The 10,190-nt window shown below is 45.2% G+C and carries 9 protein-coding genes; 8 read left to right on the top strand and 1 reads right to left on the bottom strand.

From position 1 onward, the window contains the following. The first annotated feature begins 210 nt into the window (after positions 1-210). The 8 genes from PXG97_RS06320 to PXG97_RS06285 all read left to right on the top strand — a co-directional run bounded on the left by PXG97_RS06320 (position 211) and on the right by PXG97_RS06285 (position 9,295). Positions 211-1,302, top strand: coding sequence for a glycosyltransferase (locus PXG97_RS06320; protein ID WP_276496871.1), 1,092 nt, complete (start codon positions 211-213; stop codon positions 1,300-1,302). Then, on the top strand, positions 1,299-2,366 hold the full coding sequence (locus tag PXG97_RS06315) for a glycosyltransferase family 4 protein (RefSeq protein ID WP_276496870.1): 1,068 nt from the start codon (positions 1,299-1,301) through the stop codon (positions 2,364-2,366). Before PXG97_RS06320 ends, PXG97_RS06315 begins: the two co-directional genes overlap by 4 nt. A 52-nt stretch (positions 2,367-2,418) precedes the next feature. Continuing rightward, positions 2,419-3,630 carry a hypothetical protein gene (locus tag PXG97_RS06310; protein WP_276496869.1) on the top strand — a complete coding sequence of 404 codons (1,212 nt, stop codon included), beginning with the start codon at positions 2,419-2,421 and terminating at the stop codon, positions 3,628-3,630. Positions 3,631-3,655: 25 nt separating this feature from the next. Further along, on the top strand, positions 3,656-4,858 hold the full coding sequence (locus PXG97_RS06305; protein ID WP_276496868.1) for a glycosyltransferase family 4 protein: 1,203 nt from the start codon (positions 3,656-3,658) through the stop codon (positions 4,856-4,858). A gap of 294 nt (positions 4,859-5,152) precedes the next feature. Next, complete coding sequence (locus tag PXG97_RS06300) at positions 5,153-6,508, top strand: UDP-glucose dehydrogenase family protein (protein ID WP_276496867.1); 1,356 nt, start codon at positions 5,153-5,155, stop codon at positions 6,506-6,508. A gap of 72 nt (positions 6,509-6,580) precedes the next feature. Continuing rightward, positions 6,581-7,198 carry a sugar transferase gene (locus PXG97_RS06295; RefSeq protein WP_276496866.1) on the top strand — a complete coding sequence of 206 codons (618 nt, stop codon included), beginning with the start codon at positions 6,581-6,583 and terminating at the stop codon, positions 7,196-7,198. A gap of 362 nt (positions 7,199-7,560) precedes the next feature. Further along, complete coding sequence (locus PXG97_RS06290) at positions 7,561-8,157, top strand: acetyltransferase (RefSeq protein ID WP_276496865.1); 597 nt, start codon at positions 7,561-7,563, stop codon at positions 8,155-8,157. A 1-nt stretch (position 8,158) separates the two neighbouring features. Continuing rightward, the gene (locus PXG97_RS06285; protein ID WP_276496864.1) at positions 8,159-9,295 is read left to right on the top strand and encodes a DegT/DnrJ/EryC1/StrS family aminotransferase; all 1,137 of its coding nucleotides are present in this window, start codon (positions 8,159-8,161) and stop codon (positions 9,293-9,295) included. 82 nt (positions 9,296-9,377) lie between these two features. Here the strand turns inward: PXG97_RS06285 and PXG97_RS06280 are convergent, their stop codons facing one another. Beyond that, on the bottom strand, positions 9,378-9,641 hold the full coding sequence (locus PXG97_RS06280; RefSeq protein WP_276496863.1) for a hypothetical protein: 264 nt from the start codon (positions 9,639-9,641) through the stop codon (positions 9,378-9,380). Between the last annotated feature and the right edge of the window lie 549 nt (positions 9,642-10,190).

The raw sequence follows: 10,190 nt of genomic DNA, 5'->3' as shown, positions 1-10,190 counted from the left end.
AAGGCGCTGCTGATCAGGTTTGAGACAAAAGCCAGCAACTGGATGGCCCTCCACGTGCTGGCTTTTACAGTGCTTTTTGTTCGGAAAATTAAAAGATGTGAGAAACTCTAAACAGGTTCATTAAAAGCATTAGTATAAAGTAAATAATTCATAAAGGTTGATTGTCTTCTTTTGTAGTGTTTGTATAATAATTCTTTAATAAAGCTTATATTGTTAATATTTTTTTTCTTTCCGAACCTAAGACCTGGTGGGGCTGAGCGTGTTATGCTACAGCTTCTTAATTTTACTCATGATAAAGGGCTCTCTGTCTCCCTGCTACTTGGAAAAAAAGAAGGCCAGCTCCTAGAGCAGCTAAATCCGCAAATACCTGTTTATGAACTAGGCAGTTTTGAAGCCAGAAATACTGTCTTTCCTTTGATCTCTTTCTGTAAAATACATCAGCCTGATATCTTATTTACTACGTTGGGTTCCTCAATAGCTGCAGCTTTAGCAAAACCTTTCTTACCTAGTAAAACAATGCTTATTTCAAGGTTAGGTAACACAATTGGGGCAGAAAGAAAGTTGATCAAAAGCCCTATCAGAAGAGGCATCGTTATGTCTCTGTTAAAGCTTTTAGCTAAGAAATCTGATAGAGTGGTTTTCCAGAGTCAATTTATGAAACATGACTTTTCAAAATTCATTAAGGTAGAGGAATCTAAATGCCGAGTAATATATAACCCTGTTAACATAATTGATATTAAGTTGAAAGCAGAAGAAGAGGCATCCGGTGCCGACCTTATTGCTATAGGGAGATTAATGGAGCAGAAAGATTACTTTACGCTTATACGTAGCATTGCACATTACAAAAGTATTTCCTCCAATCCCATAAAATTAAATATCATTGGTAGTGGTCCGTTAGAAAGTGTAATGAGAAAACTTGTTGAAGATTTAGGCCTAAAAGACGAAATTAAATTTTTAGGATTTCAAAATAACCCATATAAATATCTGTCAAAGTCGAAATACTTAATTTCATCCTCACTATACGAAGGCTTTTCAAATGTTATTTTAGAGTCACTTGCACTAGGAGTCCCTGTCATTGCAACAGACTGCCCGAGTGGGAACAGAGAGGTTCTTATAGAAGGCGAAAACGGCTTTTTTACTAAAGTTGGAGATCCAGTCATGATGGGAGAGACTATCAAAGAAGCCCTTGATAAAAGACTTTTATTTGATTCAGATCAGATCATCACTAATCTTAAAGCTAAGTTTGATCTTCGTTTTATAGGTGAGCAGTATGTTCAGATATTTAATGAATATAATAAATGAGAGTTCTATTTTTTCCAAAGTATACCCGCCTAGGTGCAAGTAGTAGACTACGTACTTACCAGTACACTCCTTACTTTGAGGAGCAAGGGCTGAAATGTGAATACAGTCCGTTATTTGATGACAACTATCTGCAACAGATCTACCATAAGAAAGCAGTCAATAAATTAAGAGTTATCAAAGCTTATATCTACAGGCTGCTCAAGCTTTTTACAGTGATGAAATATGATCTTGTTATAATAGAAAAAGAACTCTTTCCATACTTACCTGCATTTGCAGAACGAGTTCTAGTTTTGTTTGATATTAAATATATCGTCGACTACGATGATGCAATTTTCCATAATTATGATTTACATCCGAATAAGTGGGTTCGGTCGCTACTTAAAAGCAAAATAGCTAACGTAATGGAAGGAGCTTCTTTGGTAGTAGCAGGGAATAATTATTTAAGTAATTATGCAGTTAAGGCCGGAGCTAAGAGAGTAGTTATAATACCTACCGTTATAGATACTAAAAAATATTTTATTAGATGGAAGCCAGAATCTAATGAAGAAGTTATTATTGGTTGGATTGGCTCTCCTTCAACTATGCAATATCTTCAAATTGTTAAGCCAATATTGAAAGATTTAATAAAGCAGAACTCAATCAAAGTTCACATAGTAGGTGGTAAGACAGGAATTGGCCTAGACGGATATGAGGAAATAATAGAGTGGACTGAAGGTAAGGAGGTAGAACTTATTCAGAACTTTGATATTGGGATTATGCCTTTAAAACATGAATTATGGGAACTAGGCAAGTGTGGCTATAAATTGATACAATATATGGGATGTGGTTTGCCTGTAATAGGAAGTCCTGTAGGCGCTAATAATGAAATAATTTGTGAGCAGGAAAATGGTTTTAAGCCAACGAATTTAGAAGAATGGAGGGTATCATTGCAAAAACTAATTACTGATAGAAAACTAAGGGAAAAGTGTGGAATTAAGGGACGACAATTAGTCGAAAAAGATTACTCCTTAGAATCTGCACAAGTTAAATGGTTGTCTAATATAAAATTAATTGTAAGAACTTAATGCTGAGTTTATTATTGCTTTATCTATGTTTATAAATAATACCAATAAGCTAATGGGAGTACAAGACTTATTGGTAATTCTGCTGATACTCATTTTAGCTCCAGTAGCAATTTCTTTTTTTGCTAAACAAGAAGGCTTGAAAAGTAAAAAGTATCTATCATACTTATGGTACTATCATTTGCTTTTTGGATTAATATTTATCTTATATGTAACGAACTTTGGAGGAGATGCATTAAATTATTGGCGAAATAAAGGCATTTCTTTAGATTCTTATCTTGAAGGAGGTCCTGGTACTGCATTTATGCATGTGGTTAATTATCCATTTGTGCATATTCTAAATCTTTCCTTTGTTACAGGTTCATTATTATATTGTTTCATTGGTTACTTAGGGATTTTATTCTTCTATTTGTTTGCTTCCAAACTTAATAAACATAATCCTAAAATAGGTGGGTACTATTTGCTGCCTTGGATTTTCTTTTTACCAAATATCCATTTTTGGTCTTCAGGGATAGGTAAGGATACCATATCTTTTTTCTGTATAGGATTCTTCTTTTATTGCACTTTAAATCCTGCTAAGCATATTGTTGGAATACTGATTAGTTCAGTTTTAGTTTATTATGTTCGTCCACATATAGCAATGTTCTTGTTGCTATCATTTGGAGTGGGTGCTTTGTTGGATAAAAGGCTAAAAATAGGCTACAAATTAATTTTATCTACAGGTTTTGCTGTAGCTGGCGTAATGTTATTTGATGATGTAATGGAGTATGTCAAGTTAGATGAGGTGTCGACTGAAAGTATAGAAGAATTTTCTAGTACACGAGTTTACAACTTAAGCAGGAGCCATACTGGCTCTAGTGTTGACATTACATCATACCCTTTACCATTTAAAGTATTTACTTTCTTATTCCGGCCACTTTTTATAGACGCACATAACATAACAAGTCTCTTTGCCTCGGTCGAAAATTTAATTTTACTTCTATTGACATTCTCTATTGTTAAAGCTACTCCTATTTCTTCCTTCAAAGAGGCTCCGTATCAGTTGAAGAGTATGTTTTTTTTCGTAATTATTGGGGCAATAGCATTTTCTAATATCATGGGTAATATGGGAATAATGGTAAGAATGAAGAATATGTTTACTCCTGCACTACTAATATATATTGTGTGGGTATTAAATTATACATGGGAGTTTAAAAAAATAGTGCAACAAAATAGAGTTTCTAGCAAGAGAAAAAAAGTAAGGCTTGCAGGGCCGAAATTTACATAGCCTACATTACAGAAGATGCAATGTTATGCCAAAACTATTCCGAATCACCACAGTCCCACTTTCTTTACAGAAGCTCATCACAGGGCAACTGCCCTACATGCGCTCGAAGGGCTTTGAGCCGCTGATGATTTCTGCGGATGGCCCGGAGGCAAAGGCAGTGGTGACAGAGCAAAACTGTGAACATGTGCTGGTGCCCATGACGCGGAAAATTACTCCTATCCAGGACATCAAAGCATTATGGGAGTTCTATAAGCTTTGCAAAACATACAAGCCGGAGATTATTCATTCGCATACCCCTAAGGCTGGTATCATAGGTATGTTAGGAGGCATGATGGCAGGTGTACCGGTGCGCCTGCACACAGTGGCGGGTTTGCCTCTGATGGAGGCAACTGGTGTTACACGCAACATCCTGAACGCAGTAGAAAAACTGACTTATGCCTGCGCTACCAAAATATACCCGAACTCGACCGTACTGAAGGATTTTATACTTGAAAGTGGTTTTTGCGGACCTGAAAAGGTGAAGGTGATTGGGAACGGGAGTAGCAACGGCATCAATACAGCCTTTTTCAATTACAATGCATTAGACCAGGAAGAATTAGGGCAGTTGAAGCTGGAGTTGGGCATACAGCCCAGTGACTTTGTTTTTGTGTTCATAGGGCGACTGGTAAAGGATAAAGGTGTAAGGGAGTTGGTAACAGCCTTCAAAACGCTACAGGCAAAACACAGGCAGGCTAAACTTATACTTGTCGGACCACTGGAACAGGACCTGGATCCGCTGCCAGCTGAGACGCTGCAGGAGATTGAGCAAAATGAACGAATCTTGTCCGTAGGTTTCCAGAACGATGTGCGGCCATACCTGGCACTGAGCCATGCGCTGGCTTTTCCGTCATACCGCGAGGGGTTCCCGAATGTCCCGATGCAAGCGGGTTGCTTTGAGCTACCAAGTATCGTAACAGATATTAATGGTTGCAACGAAATTATAATAGAGGAGCAGAATGGATTGATCATCCCTCCCAAGAATACAGAGAAACTGCTGGAGGCCATGGAGCGGCTGCTTACCGACAAAGCCTTATATTTTCATTTGAAGTCTAATGCCCGTCGTATGATCGTGAAGCGTTATGATCAACAGCATTTTTGGGAGTTGTTGTACCAGGAATACCAGGAGCATCTCCAAAATAAAGGCCTCTTACAAAAAAGAGAGGAAGATAAATTGGTGGGCAGTAGGTAGTATATAAGTAAACAGCTTCCTAACCGAATATACCTGCCTAATGGGACTTGTGCAGGAGCAGGTAGGCAAGTCCCCCTTAGAAGGGGGTAGGGGGATGGCTACACCTGCGATGATCTTGTTATAATTTTACTAATGGATTCCTTTGCTGAAGCTGAGGGAGTTGTTTTTGCCGCCTGCTCATTCCCCTATCCCCTCAAAAGAGGACGAAGTGGGAGCTTATGTAATATTGGTAAATGTATTAGGTGACATCCCTATTTATTATCAGACCAAACAAAAAGTAAAACAAACAAGCATATGAGAATAGCAGTAGTAGGTACGGGTTACGTTGGCCTGGTGACGGGCACGTGCTTTGCCGAGGTGGGCATCGAGGTGACGTGCGTGGACATCGACGAGAAGAAGATCGCCAACCTGCGCCAGGGCATTTTGCCCATCTACGAGCCGGGCCTGGAGGAGATGGTCGAGCGCAACGCCCAGAAGGGGCGCCTCTCCTTCTCCACCGACCTTTCGGGGGTGGTGGAGAGCTGCGGCTGCGAGGCCGTCTTCATCGCCGTGGGCACCCCGCCGGGCGAGGACGGCTCGGCCGACCTGCAGTACGTGCTGGCCGTGGCCCGGCAGATCGGCCGCAGCCTGCAGGGCTACACGGTGGTGGTGACCAAGAGCACCGTGCCGGTGGGCACGGCCCGCAAGGTGCGGCAGGCGATCGAGGAGGAGCTGGAGGCCCGCGGCGCCGACATCCCCTTCGACGTGGCCTCCAACCCCGAGTTTTTGAAGGAGGGGGCCGCCATCGAGGACTTTCTGAAGCCCGACCGCATCGTGGTGGGGGTGCAGAGCGAGCGGGCCGAGCAGGTGATGCGCAAGCTCTACAAGCCCTTTCTGATGAACGGCCACCCCTTGATCTTCATGGACATCCCCTCGGCCGAGATGACCAAGTACGCGGCCAACGCCATGCTGGCCACCAAGATCAGCTTCATGAACGACGTGGCCAACCTCTGCGAGCTGATGGGCGCCGACGTGAACATGGTCCGAAGGGGCATCGGCTCAGACGCGCGCATCGGCAACAAGTTCATCTACCCGGGCATCGGCTACGGGGGCTCGTGCTTCCCCAAGGACGTGAAGGCCCTGATCCGGACCGCGAGCGAGAACGGCTACCAGATGCGCGTCTTGAAGGCGGTGGAGGAGGTCAACGAGCGGCAGAAATCGGTGCTCTTCGACAAAATCCACAGCCACTTCCAGGGCGAGCTGGCCGGCCGCACGTTTGCCGTGTGGGGCCTCTCGTTCAAGCCCAAGACCGACGACATGCGCGAGGCCCCCTCGCTGGTGCTCATCGAGAAGCTGCTGGGGGCCGGGGCCAAGGTGCGGGCCTACGACCCGGTGGCCATGAAGGAGGCGCGCCACACGCTGGGCGAGTCGATCGAGTACGGCAAGGACGAGTACGAGACGCTCATCGACGCCGACGCCCTCCTGCTGGTGACCGAGTGGCCCGAGTTCCGCTCGCCCAACTTCAACGTGGTGGGCAAGCTCATGCGCGAGAAGACCGTCTTCGACGGGAGAAACATCTACGATGCCCAGGAGATGCGCGAGCGCGGATTCAGCTACTACGGCATCGGCGTTAAACAGCAGCAGGTGGCAGAGGAGAAGGAGATTATATAACTGATAGAAGGAAAGTAGCTGTTACTGGTGTGTATAATCACATATACAGTAACAGCTACTCCCAAAATATACATGAACTGGCTGTACCGAAATTATCTTAAACGCATCGTCGACTTTATACTTAGCCTGACAGCTTTTGTCGTGCTATTTCCGGTGTTCCTGGTAGTGACGGGCTTGCTGTACTTTGCCAACCAGGGAAAGCCTTTCTTCCTGCAGGCCCGCCCGGGTAAACATGGGAAAATCTTCCGTGTGATCAAGTATAAAACGATGAATGACCAGAAGGACGCGCAGGGAAACCTGCTGCCGGATGAGGTGCGCCTCACGCCAGTAGGCAAGTTTGTACGTAAAACCTCTTTGGACGAAATCCCGCAGTTGCTGAACGTGATCAAAGGAGATATGAGTCTGATCGGACCGAGGCCTTTGCTGGTGGAGTATCTGCCATTGTATAATGACGTGCAGCAGAGACGCCACGAGGTTAGACCTGGTATAACAGGCTGGGCACAGGTAAATGGACGTAACGCTATCAGTTGGGACGCAAAGTTTAGGTATGATGTGTGGTATGTGGATAACATGTCGCCGTGGCTGGACCTGAAGATCATATTTATGACCATCTTTAAGATTTTTAAATCGGAAGGCATTAGTGCGGAAGGCGTGGCGACGATGCCGAAGTTTCTGGGGAATGAAAAGTAATCCAACCACCCCTGGCCCCTCCTTGTCTAAGGCGGGAAACTGGAGATCTCGTAGGGACGGGTCGAGACCTGGCCGCGCAATAAGTTTGGCATTCAAACAAAGTGTGTAAGGGTTAAAAGCTTTCTCTATCGAAAATCCTGTTCATCCATACATCCTGTAAATCCTGATTAAGACAACTTACTGGACTAGAACGAACTATTTGCCCCTTCTCATGCTAACTTATAATAAAGTACAAGCTGCAAGCTTGCACCAAAGAAGGTCTAATGAGGTAAAATAAGCTTGTAGGCTCACTTCTACTGAATGTCACCGGATAAGTTCGGGGCCAGGAATAATAACTCTTCACTTTTAACTCTTAACTGAAAATGTATCTTTACGGAGCCAGCGGGCATGCCAAGGTCATCATTGATATTCTTCGGAACGTAGGGATTGCTGTGACTGGCTTATTCGACGATAATCCGGACCTAAAGGAGCTTGGCGGCATAAAGGTGCTGGGTAAGTTCATACAGGATCATGAGCTGGAGGAGCCGCTTATCATCAGCATTGGCGACAACCGTATACGGGCCAGGATCGCGCAGCAACTGCAGGTAACGTATGGGCGGGCAATAGATAAAAGCGTTATCTTGTCGCCAAGTGCTACGGTAGGAGAAGGCACTGTGGTGATGCAGGGAGCCATACTTCAGGCAGAGGTGCAGGTGGGCAGGCATGCCATCATCAACACAGGAGCTAAAATAGACCATGAGTGTGTGATTGGTGATTTTGCACATGTGTCGCCGGGTGCCGTACTTTGTGGTAACGTTTCGGTGGGCGAGGGTACTTGGGTCGGAGCCGGGGCGGTGGTGATACCGGGCGTGAAGATAGGTAAATGGTGTCAGATAGGAGCCGGAGCTGTGGTCATCCGCGATGTACCGGATAATGCCGTAGCCGTGGGCAACCCATGTAAGATTATAAAATACTGTTGATATGAACGAAAAGATCTGGCTCTCCTCGCCGCACATGGGCGAGAGCGAGTTTAAAAATGTAAAAGAAGCCTTTGACACCAACTGGATTGCCCCGCTCGGGCCACATGTGGACGGCTTTGAGCGTGATCTGGCTTCCTACTTAGGAGAAGGCGTGCATGTGGCGGCCCTAAGCTCCGGCACGGCGGCCTTGCACCTGGCGCTGATCATACTTGGCGTACAGGCGGGCGATGAGGTCATCTGCCAATCCATGACTTTCTCAGCCTCGGCAAATCCCATCGCATACCAGGGGGCCACGCCCGTATTTGTAGACAGCGAGGAGGAAACGTGGAACATGTCGCCGGAGCACCTGGAGGAAGCGATAAAGGACCGCATCACCAAAGGCAAAAAGCCCAAGGCGATTATTGTGGTGCACCTGTACGGCATGCCAGCCCAGATGGACCGCATCATGGCTGTTGCCGACAAGTATGAAATACCAGTAGTAGAAGATGCCGCAGAGGCACTCGGATCTTCTTATAAAGGGCGTAAGCTGGGTACTTTTGGTGCCATGAGCATCCTGTCCTTCAACGGGAACAAGATCATCACGACTTCAGGAGGTGGTGCCTTGGTGTCAAAAAACGAGGAGTGGATTAAGAAGTCGCGCTTCCTGGCAACACAGGCGCGTGATGCGGCTCCGCACTACCAGCACTCGCACATCGGGTACAACTACCGCATGAGCAACGTGTGCGCCGGTATCGGACGTGGACAAATGGAGGTGTTGGAGAAGCGCGTAGAAAAGCGCCGCAGCAACTATACGTTCTACAAAGAGGCTTTCGCTGAGCTGGAAGTCATTAAATTTGCCGAGGAGCCAAGTGCAGATTTCTACTCCAACAGGTGGCTCAGCACGATACTAGTAGAAGGTGAAGTAACCAGGGAGGACATTCGTCTGCACCTGGAGAAGGATAACATTGAGACCCGCCCGCTGTGGAAGCCCATGCACCTGCAGCCAGTCTTTGCCGATGCCCCCTTCTATGGCGACGGCACCAGCGAGCGTTTGTTCGAACAGGGACTTTGCCTGCCTTCAGGCTCTAACCTTACGGACGAGGACCTGGATAGGGTTGTGTCACAACTGAAGGCGCTGTATCAGGAGGAGAAAGTATAAAGTAGCAGTCAATCGCTCTAATAAACTGATAAAGGCCAAGGGATGACTCCCCTGGCCTTTACTTTTAAATACCAGAGTTTCTTTATTTTCCGGTGGGGTTGTTGCCTCCCTGGCCGCTACCCTCGCTTCCGGTTTCGCTACCCGGACGGGCCTCGTTATGCCTATTTTTATTCAGCGCGCCTTGCCCTTGCTGCTGGCTGGCTGTAGCTTTTGTGCCGTTTCTGCCTTCATCTACTCCTCCCTTGATGTTAGCTTTGTTGGAGTAGTTTTTAGGATTTGGTTGTGCGTTTGCTTTACTCGCCAGGTTTCTGTCGGTGTCTTCAGTCTTACTTTTCTTGTCTGCCATATCTGTTTGTTTTACTTGTTAGCTTTCTATTGCTTACGACCTCGGGCAAGCTTAGTTTATAGTTATTCGGTTAGGTGTAGTACAGCAGATGCCTTAAACACTTCTTTGACTTTCCTCCATACAAAGTGTGAAGCGAGATTTTTCTTCATAATAAAGAGGTATTAAAAATATGCTAGGAAAGAATCCAGATTTGAAGAGTTTTCTGCTTCGTGCAAAATAAGGCGTTTAAAGGTAATTAAAGGTTACACAAGCCCTTCTCAGAAGACTTGATTTGCTCCTGCGCATCATTTATTAATTACAACTTCAGTTAGGCTCTTAACGCGTAGAGGCGGCTAAGGTAGTATAGTGAAAAATCTTTCTTGAATAGAAGTACAAGCTGCAGCAGCCATGTATGGGTTTTTTATACTATATTTGCACAGTTTTTAGTAAAGTGTGTATTTTACTTTGCTAATATTCATTCTGGAGTGGTTAAAGGAGCAAAGTGCAATATTGTAACGCGAAGATGTTACAACTTAACTGCACTCTTTGCGTTCATAGGTACATGTTGTA

Source organism: Pontibacter litorisediminis, assembly GCF_029360645.1.
Lineage (GTDB): Bacteria > Bacteroidota > Bacteroidia > Cytophagales > Hymenobacteraceae > Pontibacter > Pontibacter litorisediminis.
The sequence above is the reverse complement of the archived record's forward strand: the minus strand, read 5'-3'. Positions and strand labels throughout refer to the sequence as shown.